This is a genomic window from Paraburkholderia sp. A1BS-2L (assembly GCF_051125205.1).
Classification (GTDB): Bacteria; Pseudomonadota; Gammaproteobacteria; order Burkholderiales; family Burkholderiaceae; genus Paraburkholderia.
The window spans coordinates 20,245-40,954 of record NZ_CP120432.1 but is presented as its reverse complement, the minus strand read 5'-3'; the positions used below and the strand labels follow the sequence as shown (position 1 = coordinate 40,954).

Sequence of the window (20,710 nt, the reverse complement as noted above, 5' to 3'; positions counted from 1 at the left end):
CCGCGCGCTTGACTTTGCGCGCGCTGTGCGAAGATAAATCAACAGCGCCGGTGTGGTGGTCGATGACCCCGCGCCGGTGCCAAACCGGAAATGGAGAGACGAAATGGAATACCAGCTTGTGAACGCGATCCTTCACGGCCAGCGTCTGGACGAGCCGCTGACTTGGGTGTACATCGCCGCGTGCGTCGCCGTCGGTATCGCCGGCTGGAAAGTCGGGTGCCTTCTCGATGCGTATGAGCACCGCGAGGAAAAGTGATGGAGCGCCTTCGAAAGGCGTGGACTGCGTTCCTGGGGTGGCACTGGTTCGCGCGCCGTGCCGCCATTGCAGCAGCGTGCTATGCGGGCTGGCTATTCACGATTTTCCTGTACTCCCAGGGACTCAAGAGCTTCGCGATCGACCTCTCGTTCATCTTCATGATCGGATTCGCCTGGGCGATCGGCGGCTGGTACGTGATTCTTGGCGCGCTACGCGTGTTTGGCTGGTGGACGCGGGCTTCGCGGTGGTAGTCCGCAGGAAGGACGAAAGACAAAAAAACGGCGGGTCCCACAGTTGCTGTGGGACCCGCCGTCGTTTCAGGGGTGAAAATCATTGAAGCGGCTTGGCCGCCGTGATGGCGAGCCGCATCGTGCAGAAGTCGAATGCCGCATCGAATGGCTGACCCTGCACCACGGTCCTGCATGCGTTGCGGTCGAACACATCGAACGCCACCGCATCGGACTTGCGCACGGGCCGGTTGCCGTTCGCCGCACCGTTGGTCGCAACGATCGTAAAGCGGTTGCCCACCATCATCTGGAAAAAGCTCATTTTCTGCCTCACAGGAAAAAGAGCCCGACGGACCATCCCCGGAGGGGACGAATCCCCACCGGGCAGGTTCAAGAAATGCCGGACTAGCCGACTTCAATCAGATGGCCAGCGCCACGTGTGATGCGTGAGATGCTGGCCGCCCCAAGGGGGCAGTTGCATTTGCTGCCATCCAGCGCGACTTCCATTGATCCGCGAAGTCTGTCCCACGTAGCTTCGGTCGATGCGGCACGACCGTGTAGCCTTCAGCACGCAACCGCTTGGCGAGGACCAGACCGGCACTCACGCCCGGAGACTGGCGCGTCCTGGGATCGATGTCATCGAAGTCCATGAAGATGTGTACGACCTTGATGCCGAGGCCTTCCGGGACAACGAACTTCGAGAGCAGAACGCGGTTCAGGCAATTCCAGACCGGTACGCCAGAGTCCATGTGCGCGCCGTAGACCGTTTCCAGTCCCTCTCCCACACCGATTTCTCCGTCGACGGGAGCCATCAAACGCACGGCACCGCCCGCGAGCGGGTTGAGCGTCATGTCGTTGAGCTTCGCATCGAGGATCTCGCCATCCGGCGACACGATCGTCGCCTTCGCGGGCTTGACCGAATCGAGGAACGTCCGATGCAATGTTCCAAGACGCCCATCGGGCAATTCGAATCGCGCCACGATGCCCGGCCACTTGCCAATCACCTTCTTGTCGTGGCGATACTCGAGCATGCCGAGACGCAGCGCCGGCGACGGCCCGGCCGTGAGGCCGGGCACGCGTTCCTGCAGATAGCGCATCGACAGATCGCCCACAGCCTGCGGCCTCGCATTACTCCACATGCCATCCAGCCGCTTCGCGACAAACGCCGGATCGGCCTTGCGTTTGGGCGCGGGCGCCGTCGAGGTGAGCGGCGCGCGTGACGGCGGCGGCGTGCCACCATCGAGCTGGCGCATCAATCGATACAGCCCGATGCGGTTCGCGCGGGCGATCAGCTGGAGGCCATCGCCTGCCATCGGATAGCCGTCGTTGCACTTTCGGCAAATCCAGTCGCCGCGGCCGCTCTTGTTGTCATAGGTAAACCGGTCATCGCCTCCGCACACCGGACAGGAACTTGCGTTGCCGGTCAGGCAGTCGGCGGAAATGCCATAACTCATCAAGGTCGAAATCCACGCTTCCGGGGAGAGCGCGAATTCCTTCAGCTTGCGTTGCAGCCACTCATACTTCTCGGGTGACAGCCCGCGTCCAGATGTACTCATAGTCACTCTCCATTCGGAAGTGGGTCGGGTCGGTGCCTGAGACAGGCGTGAAAACGCGTGCTCAAAGGAGCCGCCTGCGCGCGTGGCGTGGCGCGGGCGGCTCTTTTGAACACGGTTACGGTGTGAACAGAAACTGAGCGCGCAACGATCGGCGCGTGGACAGGAACGTCGTCGCGCGACGCACCCGAGGGTGCGCCACGACAACGATCGGTGAGGACTTACAGGATCAACAACCCCGACTGGTGAGAGGGTTCGGGATCAGATCGCAGTCCATGCGGCGCGCGGATAGGCACAAAGAAATGGGATGTCGTCATCGAGCGGATCGAAGCTACTACCCGACGGAGCACGCATGCCCGCGCCGCCGCCCGCTGACGATTGCGGCGGACGTGCGCGTGTTCCCGTTGCCGGCGGCGTCTGACGCGGCTGCTCACGCGCAGGTTGCGGGTTGCGGCCCTGAGGCTCGCTCTCGAAGTCGTCGTCCCCGCCCGGTTCGCGTCGGCCGCCACCGTTGCGGCCACCGAGCATCTGCATCTTGTCGGCGACGATTTCCGTCGAGTAACGATCGGTGCCGTCCTGCGCCTGCCACTTACGTGTGCGGATGCGCCCTTCGATGTAGACCGACGAGCCCTTCTTCAGGTGCTCGCTGACAATCTCCGCGAGACGGCCGAAAAACGAGACGCGATGCCACTCGGTCGCGTCCCTGAACTCGCCCGATGCCTTGTCCTTGTAGCGGTCCGTCGTCGCGAGCCGGATGTTGGCCACAGCGTCGCCGCTAGGCAAATAACGCACTTCAGGGTCCGCGCCGAGATTGCCGACGAGGATGACCATATTGACTGATGCCATGAGTTGAGTACTCCTTTTAACGTGTGATCGACCAGAGCCACTTGTCCCAGAGGACCTGCTGGCCGTTTTTCATGATGGGGCGCCCACTGTCAGTGAACGCCGGTACCTGGATCTTTTCGAGGCGTCTGAGGGTCACGACGTCGCCGACGCGGCAACCGCTTTGCGCAATCGCGTCCTTCAGGCCTTCGCCCTGCAAGGTGCGCTCGCCCGACAGCGTGTCGATGTGCATTGCAAACGACGTATAGAACGGCTTGCCCTGCGGCTTGCGGCTCGGAAACTGCTCCTCGCCCCAGCCAAGCACCCGGCCTACCGTCGCTGCCCCGCGATCGTCGCGCCGAGGGACCCGCTCCCGCGGTTGCCGCGGCGCAGTGGCCACGTCGTGGGCATCGGCATGATCCGGCGCGTGACCGGCTATCTCATGAACGATCTCAGCGGCCGGCGCGCTGCGTGCCTGTGCCGTTGCGGCCAGACCCTGGGCCTTGCCCTCTGCGCGGATCGCCGTGGCGATCGCGTCCTTCAGCGACGCGCGGTGCTCGCTCACGAGCGACCAGTGCGGCTCGGGTTCCGGCAGGATCTTGGTGCCGAAGCACGTATCGCGCGGCCCCTCCTCGAATGCCGGACTGAACTGCACGATGCAGTCACCCTCATCCACGAACAGATTGGGAACGCCGCAGATGAAGACGAACGTTTCGTTGGGCGCGCCCTGCCCGACCGTGCGGATTTCGGATGCACGGGGCCGCGACGGCGAAGGCCGCGCGGCGGGCGCAGCGACGGGAGGACGGGACGGAAAGAACTCCGCGAACGCGCGCAGAAGATGAATCCCAGCCATGATTGACTCCCTAGATCAGCGAACCAAAACAGAGGCGGCGCAGCTCCTCCAGATCGCGCGCAAGCAACGGCGTATCCAGGATCACCTGCTGCAGGGTCTCGGGATCAATGCCGTTCACGCTACACACGTGCTCGTAGGGCAGCGCGCCGCTCCAGTAGCCCATGATCCAGCCAAGGGTTGCGCGATGGTCGTCAGCGTCGACTTTCACGTTGCGCAGGCGCTCGCTGAGCATCGCAGCGCAGTCCATCAGGGACTCAGGCATGCGGTCGCCGCGGCGACTGTCGCGCGCGAGTGAGACGAGCGCATCGATCATCGCCTCGCGAACGGACGCGCTCCAGTACTGCGGGTCGGGGAGCGGGTCGGGTTTGGGTTGAACGACGAGCACCGGAGTGGCCTCGCCGCCGAAGATGTCGAGCTGCCAGGCAGCGACGTCTCGTTTCATGGGATTGCTCCGGAATGGCCGGGCAATCGCACCCCTGGCCGGGAATGGATTCCCGGGCCGGGTAGAGGGAACACCGCGGCAGGCGCCGCGGTGCAGGGGATGGACAGGACCCTAGTTGTGGGTACCTGTGCGCTTCATGAGAATGACGACGGCCGATTTGGCGTATTGCCGTGTCGGTGCCACCGCTTCAGGCTGTGCAGCCGCGGCAGCAGCAGCGGCGACGGCAGTCGCCTGCTTCTGTGCTTCCACAGCCGCAACGCGTTCTGCTTCGGCGCGGGCACGCTCGGCCTCGGCTTCAGCAGCTTCGAGCGCCTTGGCCTTGCGCTTGAGCGTCTGGACAAACTTGCCACCAACAGCGAGCGCCAGGAACAGGCTGACAAACATCGATATCGACGCGAGGTAGAGGACGAAGCACACGGCAACGAGTTTGCCGGGTGCCTTGAGAAGGTCCTTAATCAAAAGACTCAGCATTTTTCTCTCCAGAAAAAATAGCGCACAAGGGAATGGCCAGGCTATGCCTGGCGGTTTCGATGCCCAGATGGGGCAAGGAAATCCTGCGCGTAGCGCGTTCGCCGTGACCCCGCAGGAGGCCACCGCGATCGGACTCGCGAGACGGAAGGGAAATGGAATGAGCAGCACGAGGACCGTGCGGCAGGTTCGATGCGTCGAAGACGCGGGGGTAAAGGCAGATTACGGCAGTTGCGCGGACAACGAAGGGCGAAATGATCGCGAATTCGGGGGAGCTTATGCCGAAGGGCGGTCTCGTGCAGGCGCCTGCATGTCTTTTCCCGGAAAGCTGCACTTTTTGTGGAGCTTTTCGGTCCGCAACCGGACGCGCAAACGGCGACGATCCCGGCGACTTGACTTCGCGTGGCCTCTGACACACTCGAATCACCCCCAACTCATTGCGTGAGCATCCAAATGACCGCCTTTATCGTCCTCGCAATCCTTGCCTATATTGGCTACCGCTATTCGAAGCGTGGCGCCCGCCGCAAAACCGGCTGGCGATTCTTCGGTCCCGCCTACGTGCCGGGTCACGGCGGGCCCTACGCACCGCCCACCACCCGCGCAAGCCAGCGCGGCGAGGCCGGGGAAGCCGCCGTGCATGCCGAACTGCACCGCGTGCTGACGTGGCTATGCGGCGACGACTTTCATCTGCATGACGGGCCCGTGCTGATTGAGCATGCGCCTGGCACCGCGTTCCCCACCGCCGAAATCGACCACGTGGCCGTAACGCCGTTCGGGATATTCGTGATCGAAACGAAAAACTGGACCGGGCGCATCGCCCACGGCGCGGGATACGACGACCTGGACGTGATCCGCCCGGACGGCACGCGCGAGACGCGACGCTCGCCCCTCGCACAGAACCGCACGAAGGTCGCTTTTCTAAACGAGAAGCTGCCGCGCCTGTGGCGCATCGAAGGGCTCGGCGTGTTCGCCGCTGCTGCGTGCACACTCGATCGCGACCTTCCGCCCACCCTCCTTCACGTGAGCGAGCTGGCTTATTTCCTCAGAATGCGCCGCCACGAGTTCCTGCGCTCGGGCCAGAAACCCGTGAACGTCAAGACGGCGTGGGGCGCGATTATGCTCAATGCATCAATTAGCATAACGAAGCTAGAGGAACACGTCAAAAGGCTAAGGGAAAACCCTAAAGTATGCCCGGTAGGTGCCGATTAAGAGAGCACCCGATTGTGAAAGCTGTGTGTTTTTGATCGCCTTTCGAGCAGGTGTCGCCAAAAAGCACGCGTACCCTAGCTCTGTAACCGGGACCGGCGCCCGCTCCGCGCCCGATCCGTTGCACGCGCAACGGACAACTCCTGAGACCGACACGAAGGAAAAAAAAATGACGAAGAAAAAAACGCCACCCGTTGATCCTGATTTCGACCCGACCGTCCCGGAGGACGGCGCCCTCGTTCCCGCCGGCGAGAGCATCGGGGATGTCTACAGCGTCCACCTGCCCTCGCGCGACGAGATCTCGCAGGTCGCACGCGAGATGTTCGGCGGCAGGCTGCCTGACGAGATCATCCAGCAGCTGATGCAGATCAGCACCGATATCAACGAATCGGTGCGGCGCATCATGCACGAGCACATGGCACTCGGGTTCCGCTTCGGCGAGACCTTGAGGCTTTTGCAGACGGCTTATGCGCTGAGCTTTGGCGACACCCCGACCACCACCACGCGGGCCTACACCGATGCGCTGTCCTATCTTGAGAGGCTGCATCGCATGTCGAAGTCGAAGATACGCGTGCACCTGAAAGCCTACGCGCGTTTCCATGACAACAATGACGCCGTCGAATTCCTGCGGCTGACCGACATGCAGCTTCTGATCGTCAACGACATCGGCGACGACATCGTCGAGGCGATCATCGCGAAGAAGAAGAATGACCCGGAGATGTCGACGCGGGAGGTGAAGGAACTCATCGAGGTGCTGCGCCAGCAACAGGACCGCATTGCCGCCGACCAGGAACGACTGGAAGCCGCCAACGACGAGAACGCGAGTCTGCTTGAGCAGTTCAACACGGCCAACCTTGAAGCCCAGCGCCTGCGGCAGGAAGTCGAGCGGACGCGCGCGCAGCAGACCGAGACGCAGGCCGCGAGCGACCGCCTGCAAAACGAACTTTCGCTGGTCGCGCAGAGCAAGAACGCCCTGCATCAGCAGTTGCACGAGATGGAGCGCGAACTCGACGCTACGACCCGGCAGGTGACTGAACTTAAGACCCGCCCCCCGGCCCAGGACGATCCCCAAGTCAAGGAAGACCTGCGCCGGATGAGAGCGCATTACGACGACTTGATGAAGAAGTCGGACGAACTGGAAGATCAGATCGCCACGCGCACCAAAGAAGCTGAGCGTATCGCGGCGCAGCTTGACGCGAACGCCGCAGCGCTCGAGGCAAGCCAGCGGCTCGATCGCGAGATGAACGATCTGGTGCGGCGTTTCGGCGAGTTCGTGCAGGCATACCACAGTGTCCAGGTGATGTGCACCGCAGATGGCAACGCTGGCCGGTTCGCACCGGTTTTCGAGGCGCTGGACGACCTCGTCGGGAAGTTCCACACCGAAATCATGGCTGCACGCAAGGCGGCCTGATCCGGCGGGGCACGGGGCCGTGGCCCGCTTGAGGCCACACGAGATGACATACGTTGAGAAACACAGAAAAAACACAAAAATGCAAACGACACACAACCGGCCGAAAACCGTCGACGACTACAAGGCCATCACGCGGCTGCACGTGCCGCGCTGGATCGCGCAGCGCATCCTGGCGGTCAATTACGATCTGGTCGAGCACATCAAGCACGTGCTGGTCAAAGAGCCATCGTTCAATGAGATCTATGGGGTCGACTCCCGGGAGATCGATCATCTGGTGCACAACGCGGGCTCCTATCGCAACCTGTTGGGTACGCCGTTTCTGATCCTCGCGCCGTCGCTTCCGACGATTGAGGACTGGCGGTGCTTATTTGACGACACGCCGACGACGCTAACCGTCGATACGCTGCGCAGAAAGATGCCGCCGCTGCGCTCGCCGTTCACCACCCAGGCGATCCAGCACCACAACCGGCAGTTCCTCGACCTGGTGCAGTCCGTCGCGAACACGACCGTGCTGAGCGCGCCGTTGCTCGCCATGGCCCCCGACGTCGCCCAGTATCTCGGCGCCCTTCCCGGCTACAAGTTCCGCACGGCACTTGAGCTCATCGGCGACCTGCCGCTTTTCCGGTGGCGCTTCGTCAGCCCCGCTTTCTGGTTCGAGTTCACGGCCAACGAGCTTAACGTCGACCAGGTTGCCCACCACATCATGGCGACGACGCCGTACCGCGCGGGCGAGCTGCCCCATACCGCGAACTGGACGGAGCTGCGCCTCGGGCGCGAGACCCACGAAATGTACGCGGCGGCGCTCATGGCACACGGCTGCCGGGCGAGCACGGCCTCGAACCTCTTTGGACTGCCGCAAAGCAAGACACGCCAGATGTACATGGACATCCACGGCAAGCGCTCCCCCTGCGGCAATCAGCCCAATTCGGTCCAATGGTCCGTTGAGCGGCCGCAGCAGCGCCTGCATTCGACGGTATTCATCTGGCTGTATCGCTCCGCGCTGGAAATGGGCGCCAACTCGCCCCAAGCACTCATCGCCTCCGCAGACCTGTACAACCAGCTTTTCGCGGACCGCGCGCTGCTCGCCACCGATCGCGGCTTCAACCTGACGCGCGCGATGGCGGCCGACGCGCGACTGTCCATGGGCCCGTGCAGGGCGTGCCGCACGCACTACATCGTGTCGAACAACGAGTCGAAGATCGAGATGCAGCACAGCTTCCATTGCCCGGCGTGCAGCAACGGCCTCGGCACGCGCGGCAAGGGAGCGAAATGATGCACATCGGCGAGGAACGTTTGGACCTGCCCGCGGGCATGGTCGTCTTCAGCGCCGATGGTTCAGCGCAGTTCGGCTGGCAGCATCCCGAAACCGGTGCGTATTACGCCGAGGACGACGGGCACTGCATCATTGACGCGGTAGGCGGCGTGCTGTGGCACGCTGGCTCGATGCACTGACAGGGGCACTGCGATGGATGATCTTGCGTGGATGGTTCGCGACAGCACATCGGCCTGGCTTCGCGGTTACGGCGACTTGCGCTTCGACCAGTACGAGAGCTTCTATCGCGACGCGCGTACTGCGGACGGCTCAGGTTGCGACCTCGAACAAATCAACGAGGAATACGGGCAGTGGGTGACCGAGCGCCCTGGCAGGCTCGTCCACCTGCTCAACCGGCCACTCATCGGCCGTGCGCTGGTCGGGTTTTTCGCCGTGTGGGTCGCGGCCCAGGCCCTCCCTCACGCGGCGGGGCTCGCGCCACGATCGACCGCGGTATTGCTTGGAGTCGCGTTCGTCGGTCTGCGCGTCTTCCATCGAAAACGGCGCAAGTCCGGCTAATCGATGCACCGTGCATGAAATCCGTCCTGTGCGGCGGGTTTCTTATGCTCCCACTTAAAGAACTTTCGGATTCTTTCCGTTAGCGCTAGAGTGCGCCGCTCAGCCGCTGCGGTGACTTGACTTCGCGCACGGCCTGGCAAACTGGTATCAGGCTCGCGCGAGGGGCGCGGCTTATCACCAAAGGACTTGATCTCATGAACAACAAGAAGAATTTCCCGGCTCTCACGGCCCTCGCCTTCGCGGCCGCGCTCACGCTTGCGGCATGCGGTGGCGGTGGCGGCAGTAGCGGTGGCGGTGGCAGCAACAATTCGGCGTCGGGCTCGGGCACCGGCACGACAACCTCGCCTACCGTCACCGGCACGCAATCGACGGCTCAGTACCCGGCGAACAGCGCACAACAGGCTGCGTTCACCCTACTCAACCAGTACCGGCAGCAATGCGGCTTTGCTGCGTTCCAGGAAAATACCGTACTCGATGTGGCAGCGAACAACCACTCGAAATGGGAAGGGCTAAACAACACCGTTTCGGATAGCGAGCAATCAGGGCAACCGGGGTTTACCGGTGCGGACTACGCCACTCGCGCCACGTATGCAGGCTTTCCGGGTTCGGTTTATCTGACCGGTGCCAGCGGCGCGGGACAATCCGTATTCTCGACAAGCTTCGTGGCCGCCACGGCTGGCCAACAGTTTGTCTACGGCCTGCTGGGTGGCGCTTACCACGCAGTTGTCGCGGCTTACCCGGCAAACATCGTTGGCTTCGGTGAATATGAAACCCAAGCTACCGCTGGTTCGTACACCTATACCAACTCGTGGCAGTCGATAAGCTTCGCGAGCACGCAAACGCAGACGCTCAGCAACGCTCCCCTAACGTTCCCGTGTCAGGGTGTAACTGGCCTGCCGTACAGGGAAGTGGCGGAAATCCCGACTGCGCCGAACGCATCGGCCTCCGGAACGGGCACGCCGGTCGTCGTGATGGGGAATGCCACGGATACGATCGTGCTGCAGTCTGCAACGATGACTGACACCACAGGCAATACCGTCACGTTGCAGTTGCTCAATTCCGCGACCGATCCAAATAAGCTGGTTTCGACGCACGAGGCGGTTGCCTACCCGACATCACCGTTGTCGCCGAACACCACATACACGGTTTCTCTGGCGGGCACATACAACGGAGCGGCGTTCTCGCGCTCGTTCTCCTTCACTACGGGGAATGTGATCGGCTGACAGCAGGCAGCCCAGAAAAGCCCCACGCCACTTAACGATGCGCGGGGCTTTTTATCGTCAAGTTCCGCCGCCTTGTCCGCCGTCAGGTGATGGAACCATGGGAATCATCACTACTCCGTCAACGGTTCCACTAGGACTCAGCGCACAGGTAGCCATGTATGTGTTCCAGAGCGACCCATCAAAGTTCTCAAACGTGGGGCCTGAATAGGTGCCGAAATACCAGGCGTCCGTTGTTGCAGCTGAATTCGGTAGCTTCATGCCTACCTGCGCATTCATTATCTCGATATTGGTGAACGGATCATCCGTTGAATATGTCGGCCAATTCAGGTAGTGGTCCGTATTTGGTCCCCAATACCACCGCGAGAAATCCTGATATTTGGTGAACTGCGAAGCATTGGCAGTGTTCCAACCGAAACCAACTCCAAAGATTGTCACATTCCCCGTCACTACCGCGTTCGTACAAACCTGGGACGGGTCTTTTGGCGGTGCCGTAGGCAGCATACACCCCGGCGCACTCCAGCTTGATCCGTTCCAAACCGGGCCGCTAGTCTCGATCTGTCCACCCGGACACGGGGGCGGCGCCTGATAATTGCACGACGGCGCGCTCCACTGCGATCCGATCCACTGCGACGCGACGCTCGTTGTCCACCCTGCAGAAGCCGGACACTGTGGCTGCGGCTGCGGCGCGTTTGCCAATGCAGGCGTGCACGTCGAGTCCTGATAGCCCGGTGAACAACGGACCGGGTTGGCCAACGCGGCCGGCCCCAACAACAGAACGCCGACGAAGACCGCCGCGCGCAGGATTACTTTTCCCAGATTCACTTTCTGCGCCCTCCCTAAAACGCGCAATAGGTTGTCGCCACGGCCCACCCGCCGATGCCCGAGCCGCTTCCATCCGTGATCGACACAGTCCACGGCCCCGTACCGGACACCCCGTAGTTCACCGTCGCCGTCGGATCGACATAGAGGCTCTGACCGTCGATCACGATCTGCGGCGTTCCACCAGCCGCGCAGCTGGGCGCGGGCACCCCGGAGCCGTTTGCCACCGTGTAGTAGCCGTACCGGAGAATCGTCCCGCCAATCGGCAACCAGATGCCGCGCTGGCAGGAGAGCATGAGCCCCGACCCGTCAGCATCACCCGCGATTCCCGTGCCGCTGCACGCGGTCCTGGGCACTGCGACGTTCCCGACCTGCGCCGTACCCGTGATGGTTGCGTTGCCATTGACCGTCGCTGCACCCGTGTTGATCGGCGCCGGCGCCGTGCCCGCAGCGTTCTCAACCTGCAACGTGCCAGGTGTGCGGATCGAGTTACTCACCGCAACGTTGGATGCGGAAAGGGTCGGCGATGCAATCGTGCCGGTCGCATCGATGCTGTTGACGTTGTGCAGGCTCACGCCATTGACGTTCTGGTCGCCTGTCCACGTGAGGCTCCCGTCGCGCCGGATATAGAGCGAGGTGCCATCGTCGACTGACCCGTTGGTCGCGAGGATTGCCGCGGCCGGTGCGCCCGGCAACGGATTGCTGGCATTCCATGCCCCGTTGATCCCGTAGACGGTCGCTGAATTGCGCGTCGACGAATAGCCGAACTGCCCGTTGCTGGCGTTGCCTGCAAGCGCGATCTGCGCGGCGCCCTCGACGTCCGACACGCCGTTGCGCGTATACGGCATCGACGGGTAAAACGCCCATGTGACGTGACAGTTGCCCGCGGCCTGCGTGCAACCTGCGGGCACCATCGACATCTGGATGGTGTAGGATCCGCCCCAGAACGGCCCTGTAGCATAGTTCTGCTTCAACTCACCGGAGCTTTTGAGTTGCGCCAGCGTCGGCGCGCTCAGGACCGGATTGCCGCCCGAAGCGGTGTACTGCGTCAGCAGGTTCGAGAAGTTGTCGCTCACCCAGCTCGCCAGCGCACTGACGATCACCCCCTCGTTCTGCCCTTCGGCAGCCAGCACCTCGGCGCGGCGCTTCGCGACGTCCTGCTGGATCGACACGACCGTCAGGATCGCTGACGCCGCGAGGAACACCACCATCTCGATCAGGCTGCCCATCGCTCGCCGTCCTCAGCTGCGCGTCGTGTAAAGCTCGACGGTCGCTACCTTCCCCGCCGAACTGCACGCGCTGCCTGCGGCCGAACTGCTGAACGCAGTCGTCGGGCTGTAGACGACCGTGCCGTTGATGCTGACTTCCGTAAAGACGTTGGCCAGCGCTGCGGCGCTCATCGAGCACACGGCGGCCGGCACGGGATACGACGTAATCACCGCGTCATTGGCGTTCGTGACCGTACCCGGCGTGGCCGTGACGTCGCCGCCGAACATGCCCTGCACCGTGCTGTAGTCGCTCGCTACCCGTGCGCCTGCCGCATCGAAGGCATGGTTCTGCGCAAGCGACGTCAGCGACTCACCCGAGAAGTTCGCGTCGTTCTGCGTGGCGTTCTGGATGCCTGTGTGGAACATCGTGGCCTCGCTCTTGAAATGCGCGGCCTGCACCATGTTGCGCACGAAAGGCACGCCCAGATAGATGATCAGCGCGAGCAGCGCCATCGCGCCGAGCACTGCACCGGCTTCGATGAGCGAGAGTTCGCCAGTCTGCTTTTTCCTGCGCGCGAGGCGCCGTTGCGTTTCCAGGCGGGCCATCGTGGTTTGTTGCGTCTTCATGGTTCTTGTCCTTGTCAGAAATTGCCTGCGCTTGCACCCAGCGCGCTTTGCAGGCCAACGAGTCCGGTGACGGCATAGGAGCCCACGCCCACCCCGATAAAAAGCGCCGCTGCGATGCCCAGCAGCACGTAGTGCGTGATACGGGCGTTGCGGCGCACCGCCTCCACCACCCGGTCGAGCGAGCCGCGTCCGAGCGACTTGACCGCCTCGACGAAGTTGTCGCGCCGCTCTGCGTCCGCGATTCGGTCCACGACAAGCGCCGAGAAGATTCCGGTTTCGAGCGCACGCATGGGCTCTTCGGGCTTCAGTTCCAGCCGCCGCAGCATGCGCGTGACGTGCCAGCGCAGCCACGGATCGGCATTGACCTTGATGCGCTCGAGCGCGCCGCTGAGCGTGAGTCCGGAATCGAAAAGCCCGGACAACGAGACGATGAGCAATGCCGCACGCAGGTCGCGACGGTTGCGCCACATAAGGGGTGCCGCGTCGATCCGGTTGCGCATCGGCCCGGTCCAGCGCTTCAGTCCGTAGAAGTACGCCCAGACCAGCGCGCCGATCAGCGTCACGTTCAGCCACCAGTAATCGGCGCAGAACGTGTCGATGGCGTACAGGAATCGCCCGGGCGCGCTCCACTGCTCCAGCGGCCGGATCTCCAGCACCTGCGGATAGATGAGCGCTCCGAACATGGCGCCAAGCCCGTACATGTACGCGAGCAGCATCACCGGGTAGGCCAGCTGCATCGCCGTCGTCGTCGCCAGCACGCGTCGCGCCGAAGCGGTCATCGAGCACAGTTCGAATCCGCGCCGGGCCGCATCCTCCTTCGTCGAGGATTCGGCCAGTTCGAGCAGCGCATACTCCTCGCCGGGAATGAACGGCTTCATCGACTGCGCGAAGCCCTCACCCTTGCCGAGCCGCTCGCCGATCGCGTGATAGACCATCCACACGATCTGACGGCGTTTGCGGGCACGCTCCTCCAGTACGCCCAGCCGCTCCATCAGCGTCTCGCGGTTGCGCAGCCCCTTCGTCGCCTCGATATCGAGCCTCGATTCTTCATAGAAGGCTTCACGCACTTTCTGGAAGCGCCACGTCGCGAACTTCATGCGGTCCCGGTACGGCAGGCGCATGAGCAACGGATACAGGAAACGGCCGCTCACGACGGCATCCTCCCGTCGCGATCGGCCACGACTCGATAGGTGCGGAACGGCTTCATCGAGCGGTCAATGAAGCGCGGATCGATCAACCCCTGTGACGCCTTGTACAGCGCGTGCTCGTAGATCGTCTTGCCGGTCATGTCCGCCGAATTGAAGTCAGCCTTGCGCTCGCGGCGCCACGCCTCTTCCGCGCCGCGCCAGTCGCGCACGGAAATCTTGTCGAGGAATTCCGGCGTCGGCCGGTACAGTTCCATGGCGAGCGTCTGCCCCTTCGTGCCGGCCGCAACCTTGCCGTCGCGCGCAAGCAGCCCCTTCTTGCGGCAGTGTTCGCAGCCATCGTCGTTGCGACAGGCCATCTTCGAAGTGTCAAGGCCGAACTTCGTGCGCAGCAGTTCGAGATCGGACGCACGCATGACGTCGGCAGCAGGCAGCTTGCAATGCGGGCACAGCATCGGGATCAGTTTCTGATTGCCCACTGCATTGATGAACTTCTCGGAGGCCACCTCATCGGCCGTCATCCGCAGACGATCGCCGAGCAGCCGAATGAACACGCCGATGATGCTGTCCGCGTGGATGGTCGTGCGCACCGGGTGACCGGTCAGCGCAAGCTCAACGACAAGGCCCGCCACGGTCGAGTCGAGGATTTCCGCGACGGTCAGATCGTCCGGGTCCATACGCATGAGCGTGCGGATGATCGAGGCCACCTTGCGGCGGAATTCCTCTTCCGTTTCATCCAGACCGCGCGGCACCGACTGGTCGGAGAGCCACGGCATTGGGTATTCCGACGGCATGCTCACGGCGTACTGCTTCATGAGTTCGCGCCCGTCCACCATCCATGCCAGCGCGCGCAGCAGCGTGCTCTTGGCGGAACCCGTCTCGCCCGAGAGCAGCACCGCACCGCCGCTCGCGTGGCCAAGCGAATCCACGATCTCCAGCTGGCTCGCCTCAAGCCCCATCGTGTGCGGCAGGCGCACGCTGTACTTACGGAAGTTGCCGTCCAGCAGCCGCAGGGCGACGTCGAAACCGGCGACCTGCGGCGCACTCTGCCAGCGGATGTTCAGCGTATCGGTCGAGAGCGCGAGCGGAATCATGGCCGACTGCGCGGCCGTTGGCTGGAACGCATTGCCGCTGTTCGTGTTGCGCTGGACGAGATCCTGATAGGCCGCGGAGAGCGCACGCAGTACAGTCGCCTTCGGCATTCGACGGTAGGTGTAGAGATCGCCGTCGACGCGAAACCGCAATTCAGCATCGGACTCGTAGTCGCGCGATTCCCAGTGCACGTCATTGGAGCCATAGGCGTGCGCGGCGTCGATGATGTCGCGGAACAGCGCGATCGCGCGCGAGCCTTCGGGTACGTGCGACGAGAGCCGGATCCGCCCACGCTCGTAGACACCAGCGATCACGTCCTGGGTGGCAATCATTTCCTCACGCACCGAGATGTGCAGACGATCGAGGTCGCGCAGGTACGTCGTGTAGAGCGGCGTCTGGTGGAACTCGCGTGTGGTGATGACAACCGCCATGCCGGCCTGCATGTCGACGGCCACGAAACTGCGCCGCGTCTCGGACGTGATGCGAAGCGTTGCGTCCGCCGTGGTGTCACAGAGGATTCGCTTGAAATCGGCGAGCGCCTCGGCCGACACGAGGCGCGGCATACCCACCGGCGCGTATTCGACGTCCGGCACAGTGATCGCGTGCTCTCCGGCTACCGGGGCAGCCTCGGCTTCGGGCGGCGGGACATGTGCGCCGTCCCCTTCATGCGACGAGCTTTCCTCGCGGCAAACCTCGGCCTGCGCGTCCGCCCTCACCTCATCTTCCCGAACTGTCCTCGCCTGGTCGGTCGCGCCATCGCCCGGTTGCGCATACGCTTCACTCGCGCGCTGTGGAGCGTCGCTCACGGGCTCCCCATCAAACCGCACGCTTTCCGGCTCGCTTTCATCCGCGAACGTGGCTTTGGCGCCTGTGGGTACGTCGACAAACGCACCACCCGGCACCTCGATCGGATCGACGTCCGTGATGTCGCCGTCCCTTAGCCGCGCGCCCAGCGACCCGGGCGGCGCACCCGCGCCCCTGCGTGCGGGCCGGGCGGTTTCGAACACGGGCTCAACCGGCGCGGCGTCGCTTTCCTCCACGAAGCCCGGACGCCAGCCCCGAAGGCGCGCGAAGAGCGACGCGCGCGGCTTCGGTTCGTTTTCGACATTCCCAAAGAAAGACATGTTTTCCTCCCCGACTGAAGTTGTCTTATTGCGCGGTGGACGGCGCGATCCACGGAGGCAGCGGCGCGCCGACGTCGCGCAGCGGTCCCGACACCGCAACCGGCGTCGCATTGCCAGCGGGTGCGACGCCATCCTGAGCGCCCGAGCGCATCGCGACGGTGCGTGTGGCCTTGCCCTCGGCGACCGTCACAAACAGACCCTCGACCTTGCGCACGACCCATCCGTTGAGCAGCTTTTCTCCCCGACGCGCCGGATAGACAGCGCCGCCGTACTGATAGAGAACGTGCAGGCCCTGTTGATCGGTGAACGAACCGACGAATGTGACCGGATCGACGCGTGGTGAACGCCAGGCGGGCGCCACAAGTACAGGTGCCGGGGGCGTTGCAGGCGGCGGCGCCTCGGCACGAAGGGGCGCGGCCGACGCGGGGGCCGCGGGCGTAGCGCTCCCCGCGCCGTCGCCGTCGCGCAGCGCGCGGGCGACCTTGTTGCGCGCGAGCTGGTCGATATCGCGCAGCGTCAGATGCGCGTCGCTGGCCGGGGCGGGAGCCATAACCGGTGCCGCCACGGTCGCGGCCGCCTGCGAGGCGCTTACGACCGGCGCGGCTGCCATGTGGACGGCCGATGCAGCACCCGACGTTGCGGACGCAACGTTCGACGTGTTCGGGATTGCGGTTGCCGTTTTTACTGACTGCGCGGGCGGTGTCGCCGCGATGGCCCCATCGAACGAGGGCGTGGACGCTGCGAGCGCGCCGTTCGCCGGACCGACACCAAGTGCGAACCCGGCAGCAAGCGTCGTGGCAAGCGCGGTAGTGAGACGTTTATTGGACGACATAGTATTTGCCCTTCGCAACGAATTTGATTCCGACCTTGCCCATCTCCTCAGGCGCCTCGGTGTCGAGCGTCACCTTGAGGGTTTCAATCGTCATGTCCGGTGGCAACCGCGCGAGCAGCGGTGCCTGCCACCGGTAACCGTCGATCTCCCAGCTGCCCGAACGGATGAGCGGCCCGTGACGCTCGTTTGCCGGCGGCGGCGTATTGATGAGCGGCTGGGCGGGAGACAGCCTCACGCTGTAGCCGAAACTCTTGAGGTCGAATGGCCGGGTGGACAACTGCTGCGCCGGCGTCTGCAGCATGTCGATGAGCTGCTGCTCGCCAGGCCACGCCTTCGACTGCGTGGCGACGACCGCTGGCACTTCCGGCACCGCGGGGCCGCGCGCGCCGAGCGCGAGACCCGAGCGATCGAACGTGAGCGGCTGCATCGAAGCCGGTGCGCTGCGCGCGAAGTCCTCGAAGGTCCCGCCCATGCGCGTGTAGTTCAGCGCGCAGTAGCCCGCGCGCGGGCACGTTGCCTCCCTGAACTGCCAGCCCTCACGGTTCGAATCGAAGTCGACGATCGTCTCGATCAGCTGTGGCGCGAGCTGTGACGCCATCGGCGTACCCGCGGCGAACTCGTGGCGCAGGGCCTTCTCGTACTGCTGGGTCCAGGTCGGCCGCGCATTCGCGGGCAGCGCGGGCGGGCTGAATACGCTGACCGCTTCCTTGACCGCGAAAATGCCCACGCCTGCCGCGAGGAGGAAAACCACCGCATTGGGCACACCCACAGGGACACGGGCGAGCTTGCCGGCCTTCTTCAAGGCAAGCAGCTCGACCGTCTGGAAAGGCTCGTCGCCCTGAGCGAGCGCCTCGCCCGAGGCGAGCACAACGAGCGCCAGGCCCTGCCTGCGGCATTGCTGCGCGATCTCATCGCGCCGCTTTTCCGCCTGCGTGAGGCTCACGACCTGGTCGTTGTTGACCGCGCCGCGCACGACATAGACCAGATGCACACGCTGTCCGTCCTGCATGAGCACCAGCACGGCCGGGCGGGTACGCACGCGTTCGAGCATCGCCACACGCGCGGCGCCCGAGTAGAGCTTCACACCCTTGAGGTCGGAAGCGTCGGGCGCGCAGAATCCGCCGAGCATGACGTCGCCGACCTGCATTTCGACGTAATGCGTCGCCGTGAAGTCCTCCGCATAGCGGGCGCGTCCATCCTTTTTTCCCTTGAGGGGATAGGCTCGCCAGTCGAGGCCGAAGACCAGCCTCGCGCGCTTTTCACCCGGCAACGGTTCGGTGATATGCATGCCCATGCCTACATCGAGGGAACGACGGTTGCGGTGAGCATCACCACCTGGAACGTATGCGACTTGTTCCAGGCCCCGGTAATGCCCGCGATGCCCCCGTTTGTCGTGCCGTCGGCCGTGTCGGTGACTGCGCCGTAAAGAACGACGGTCTGTCCGTCCGAAAGCGCGATCGTCTCGTCGTCCTTGCTGCCGATCGTGTGGGCAAGCTGGATCTGCTGCGCCGTCTGGCCCGAGCCTGTGCCCGCCGAGGTGAACGGACCATTCGGCTTCGAACTGTCACGCCAGTACGCGAGGAGGATCTGGTTGTGATCGTTGACCGAGGGGAGGATGTGCAGAAAATCGCCGGTCGTTAGCGTGCCAGGCGTGAGGCCCACCACCCCGCTCGACGTGCCGGTGACGCTGCCCGCCGAGGGCGAGGTCGAACGCAGATAGTCGTCGCTCTGGAAGTTCGCCACCGATACCGGCAGGCCATTGAGCGTGAGCTTCGAGACCGTGTTGTCGGAGATCGTGCGGCCATACTTGTTCAGGCCGTTGATGACAGCGTTGGTGCCAGTGAATGGTGCGTTCGGCTCGAGCACAGACAGGCCAACAGTGCCGCCGCCAGAGGACAGCGACGTCGGTGAGGTGAAGTTCACCGCCCATTTGGCGAGCCCGCCCTGGATGCTGGTGTAGACGATATCGGCATTCACACCCGCCTGGGTGCCGCGGTTCAGCGCGATCTGGATCGTGCGCACGCGCAGCATCACCTGGCGCGTGGAGATCGCGTTCTCGCGCTTGAGCATCTCTCCCATGCGATCCGCCGCTTCCCGTGTGTCGTACACGGTCACGAGGCGGCTCTGCGGGTTCACGGTAATGCGACCCATCGGAGACTTCAGCTGCTTGAGCGTATTCTCGATCGACAGGATCTGGTCGAAGTCGCCCTTGCGGCCGCTGGAAGTCATTGCCGAGAACGTGCCGGTGTCCGTATTGGCACCGCCCGTGGAACCCGTCGACTGGTTGCCCGTCGACGTGTCGGTCCCCTTGGACATCCGCGACTCGATCGACACCTTGCCCGGGATCGCAGCGATCTGGTACATGCGCGTGACGAACCGGCTGATCGTGATGGCCGAGCCATCGAAGGACCAGTCGAGGCCGAGATCCTCCGTGACGTCGTGCAGATAGCGACCGATTGCGCACGATTCGCAGGGCTGGTCGTACACCGGCACTTCGGACGTTCTGACGCCGCCCAGGCTTGCGGGCGCGCTCTTGTCGTCGTTTGAGGCGCGCGGAATCAGGCTGTCGCGCGGGATGTAGACGTCGGGACTCACGCGCACCGGAAAACCCGAAGCGTTCGAGACAAGCGTCGCGAGCGTCCTCACGTCGAGCTTCGGCGGGAAGGTGATCTTCTTGTCGCGAAACACCGCAGGCAGCGTGGCCTCATACGCGAGGGGCACCGGGCGATCGCCGAGGAAGGCGCTGGGCACCACCTCAACGAGCGGAATACTGTTTCCAGCGCCGTCGAGCGCAGCGCTCGCCGTCGCATTCCCCTGGTCATAGGCACTGTTGACATCGCCTTGCGTGACGGCGCAACCGGCGATCATCACGACGCTCGCCGTCGCGATCAGGGTACGGATGGGATAGAGGCGCATGGTCAGTCCTTGCAGTTGGCCGCGCGGGCGATCACGCGAATTACGTTGTTGGTGTGCTCGCACACGCGTGAGGGCGTGCGCATGTGGTCGGTCGCCTGCATGACCTGCGTGAGCACCGAACGGAAGTCGCCGCTGAAGGTCGCGTTGAATTCGACCGGCAGGTCATCACCGATCTTCCAGGCAAGCTGCCAGCCCTGCGTCTGCAACCAGCGGTCGAGTGCGTTACGCAGGTTGGTGTCCTGCGGCGTGATCGTGAAGGACATCGTGCCCACAGGCTCGCCGCCTGCCGCAGCGGGGGGGACCACCACCGTCATCGTGTCAGCCGAAGCCGAAGCCGGAGCCGAAGCTTGCGGCGTAGCCGGCGTGATCGGCGCAGCGGAAGCCAGGACCGTCGGCGCGACTGGCGCCTGGCTGGACGCCGGAGCAGCCACCGGTTGCTGAGCGGGCGCAGCAGCGCCCGTGCTTGCCGCCCTCGGTGCGGCCGGCGCTGCAGGAGCGCTACCGCTGCCGAGCAGTTGCCAGCCATCGCCTGCGGGCGCCGGAACCTTCGACTGATCGGGTTGCATGGCAGCGACTGCCATGGATACGGCGCTACCGAGCGCCAGTGCCAGCAGGGCCTGCGCAATGGTCCGGACGCGCGGACCGGAATCCTTGG

23 protein-coding genes are annotated in these 20,710 nt (G+C 63.9%); 8 read left to right on the top strand and 15 right to left on the bottom strand.

The genetic code is table 11. From position 1 onward, the window contains the following. The first annotated feature begins 103 nt into the window (after positions 1-103). Together P5W98_RS33945 and P5W98_RS33940 are read left to right on the top strand one after the other, a co-directional pair. On the top strand, positions 104-256 hold the full coding sequence (locus tag P5W98_RS33945; RefSeq protein WP_154671315.1) for a hypothetical protein: 153 nt from the start codon (positions 104-106) through the stop codon (positions 254-256). Then, positions 256-507, top strand: coding sequence for a hypothetical protein (locus tag P5W98_RS33940; protein ID WP_421028917.1), 252 nt, complete (start codon positions 256-258; stop codon positions 505-507). The genes P5W98_RS33945 and P5W98_RS33940 overlap by 1 nt, the downstream gene beginning before the upstream one ends. A 79-nt stretch (positions 508-586) precedes the next feature. Here the strand turns inward: P5W98_RS33940 and P5W98_RS33935 are convergent, their stop codons facing one another. From P5W98_RS33935 to P5W98_RS33910, 6 genes are all read right to left on the bottom strand, one after another. After that, on the bottom strand, positions 587-805 hold the full coding sequence (locus P5W98_RS33935) for a hypothetical protein (protein WP_028231592.1): 219 nt from the start codon (positions 803-805) through the stop codon (positions 587-589). A gap of 97 nt (positions 806-902) precedes the next feature. Further along, positions 903-2,039: a primase-helicase zinc-binding domain-containing protein gene (locus P5W98_RS33930; RefSeq protein WP_421028916.1), complete on the bottom strand. Its 1,137-nt coding sequence runs from the start codon at positions 2,037-2,039 to the stop codon at positions 903-905. 258 nt (positions 2,040-2,297) lie between these two features. Further along, positions 2,298-2,882 carry a single-stranded DNA-binding protein gene (locus tag P5W98_RS33925; RefSeq protein WP_421028915.1) on the bottom strand — a complete coding sequence of 195 codons (585 nt, stop codon included), beginning with the start codon at positions 2,880-2,882 and terminating at the stop codon, positions 2,298-2,300. Positions 2,883-2,898: 16 nt separating this feature from the next. Then, positions 2,899-3,711, bottom strand: a complete 813-nt coding sequence (locus tag P5W98_RS33920; RefSeq protein ID WP_421028914.1) for a hypothetical protein — start codon at positions 3,709-3,711, stop codon at positions 2,899-2,901. Positions 3,712-3,721: 10 nt separating this feature from the next. Beyond that, a complete protein-coding gene (locus P5W98_RS33915) occupies positions 3,722-4,153 on the bottom strand; it encodes a hypothetical protein (protein WP_421028913.1) in 432 nt (143 codons plus the stop codon). Positions 4,154-4,264: 111 nt separating this feature from the next. Then, a complete protein-coding gene (locus tag P5W98_RS33910; protein ID WP_421028912.1) occupies positions 4,265-4,624 on the bottom strand; it encodes a hypothetical protein in 360 nt (119 codons plus the stop codon). Positions 4,625-5,074: 450 nt separating this feature from the next. Here P5W98_RS33910 and P5W98_RS33905 point away from each other — a divergent pair, with 450 nt between their 5' ends. The 6 genes from P5W98_RS33905 (at position 5,075) to P5W98_RS33880 (ending at position 10,292) form a co-directional block, all read left to right on the top strand. After that, positions 5,075-5,830: a nuclease-related domain-containing protein gene (locus P5W98_RS33905; RefSeq protein ID WP_421028911.1), complete on the top strand. Its 756-nt coding sequence runs from the start codon at positions 5,075-5,077 to the stop codon at positions 5,828-5,830. Between the two features lie 166 nt (positions 5,831-5,996). Continuing rightward, positions 5,997-7,238, top strand: coding sequence for a hypothetical protein (locus P5W98_RS33900; RefSeq protein WP_421028910.1), 1,242 nt, complete (start codon positions 5,997-5,999; stop codon positions 7,236-7,238). Next, on the top strand, positions 7,141-8,511 hold the full coding sequence (locus P5W98_RS33895; protein ID WP_421028909.1) for a FlhC family transcriptional regulator: 1,371 nt from the start codon (positions 7,141-7,143) through the stop codon (positions 8,509-8,511). Before P5W98_RS33900 ends, P5W98_RS33895 begins: the two co-directional genes overlap by 98 nt. Continuing rightward, the gene (locus P5W98_RS33890; RefSeq protein WP_421028908.1) at positions 8,508-8,690 is read left to right on the top strand and encodes a hypothetical protein; all 183 of its coding nucleotides are present in this window, start codon (positions 8,508-8,510) and stop codon (positions 8,688-8,690) included. The genes P5W98_RS33895 and P5W98_RS33890 overlap by 4 nt, the downstream gene beginning before the upstream one ends. Positions 8,691-8,703: 13 nt before the next feature. Further along, on the top strand, positions 8,704-9,069 hold the full coding sequence (locus P5W98_RS33885) for a hypothetical protein (protein WP_421028907.1): 366 nt from the start codon (positions 8,704-8,706) through the stop codon (positions 9,067-9,069). Positions 9,070-9,263: 194 nt separating this feature from the next. Beyond that, complete coding sequence (locus tag P5W98_RS33880) at positions 9,264-10,292, top strand: CAP domain-containing protein (RefSeq protein WP_421028906.1); 1,029 nt, start codon at positions 9,264-9,266, stop codon at positions 10,290-10,292. A 57-nt stretch (positions 10,293-10,349) separates the two neighbouring features. Here the strand turns inward: P5W98_RS33880 and P5W98_RS33875 are convergent, their stop codons facing one another. The 9 genes from P5W98_RS33875 to P5W98_RS33835 all read right to left on the bottom strand — a co-directional run bounded on the left by P5W98_RS33875 (position 10,350) and on the right by P5W98_RS33835 (position 20,621). Beyond that, complete coding sequence (locus P5W98_RS33875; protein ID WP_421045106.1) at positions 10,350-10,739, bottom strand: hypothetical protein; 390 nt, start codon at positions 10,737-10,739, stop codon at positions 10,350-10,352. 389 nt (positions 10,740-11,128) lie between these two features. Next, positions 11,129-12,340 (bottom strand): hypothetical protein, encoded by a 1,212-nt coding sequence (locus tag P5W98_RS33870; RefSeq protein ID WP_421028904.1) that lies wholly within the window; start codon positions 12,338-12,340, stop codon positions 11,129-11,131. 12 nt (positions 12,341-12,352) lie between these two features. Next, entirely contained in the window at positions 12,353-12,946 is a 594-nt protein-coding gene (locus tag P5W98_RS33865) for a type 4 pilus major pilin (RefSeq protein WP_421028903.1), read from the bottom strand. A 14-nt stretch (positions 12,947-12,960) separates the two neighbouring features. After that, positions 12,961-14,097 (bottom strand): type II secretion system protein, encoded by a 1,137-nt coding sequence (locus tag P5W98_RS33860; protein WP_421028902.1) that lies wholly within the window; start codon positions 14,095-14,097, stop codon positions 12,961-12,963. After that, positions 14,094-16,307, bottom strand: a complete 2,214-nt coding sequence (locus P5W98_RS33855; protein WP_421028901.1) for an ATPase, T2SS/T4P/T4SS family — start codon at positions 16,305-16,307, stop codon at positions 14,094-14,096. The genes P5W98_RS33860 and P5W98_RS33855 overlap by 4 nt, the downstream gene beginning before the upstream one ends. 25 nt (positions 16,308-16,332) lie before the next feature. Continuing rightward, entirely contained in the window at positions 16,333-17,139 is an 807-nt protein-coding gene (locus tag P5W98_RS33850) for a hypothetical protein (RefSeq protein ID WP_421028900.1), read from the bottom strand. Beyond that, positions 17,126-18,427: a hypothetical protein gene (locus tag P5W98_RS33845; RefSeq protein ID WP_421028899.1), complete on the bottom strand. Its 1,302-nt coding sequence runs from the start codon at positions 18,425-18,427 to the stop codon at positions 17,126-17,128. The genes P5W98_RS33850 and P5W98_RS33845 overlap by 14 nt, the downstream gene beginning before the upstream one ends. Before the next feature lie 8 nt (positions 18,428-18,435). Further along, positions 18,436-20,055, bottom strand: a complete 1,620-nt coding sequence (locus P5W98_RS33840) for a type II secretory pathway protein (RefSeq protein ID WP_421028898.1) — start codon at positions 20,053-20,055, stop codon at positions 18,436-18,438. 2 nt (positions 20,056-20,057) lie between these two features. Beyond that, positions 20,058-20,621: a toxin co-regulated pilus biosynthesis Q family protein gene (locus P5W98_RS33835; protein WP_421028897.1), complete on the bottom strand. Its 564-nt coding sequence runs from the start codon at positions 20,619-20,621 to the stop codon at positions 20,058-20,060. Positions 20,622-20,710: the final 89 nt, after the last annotated feature.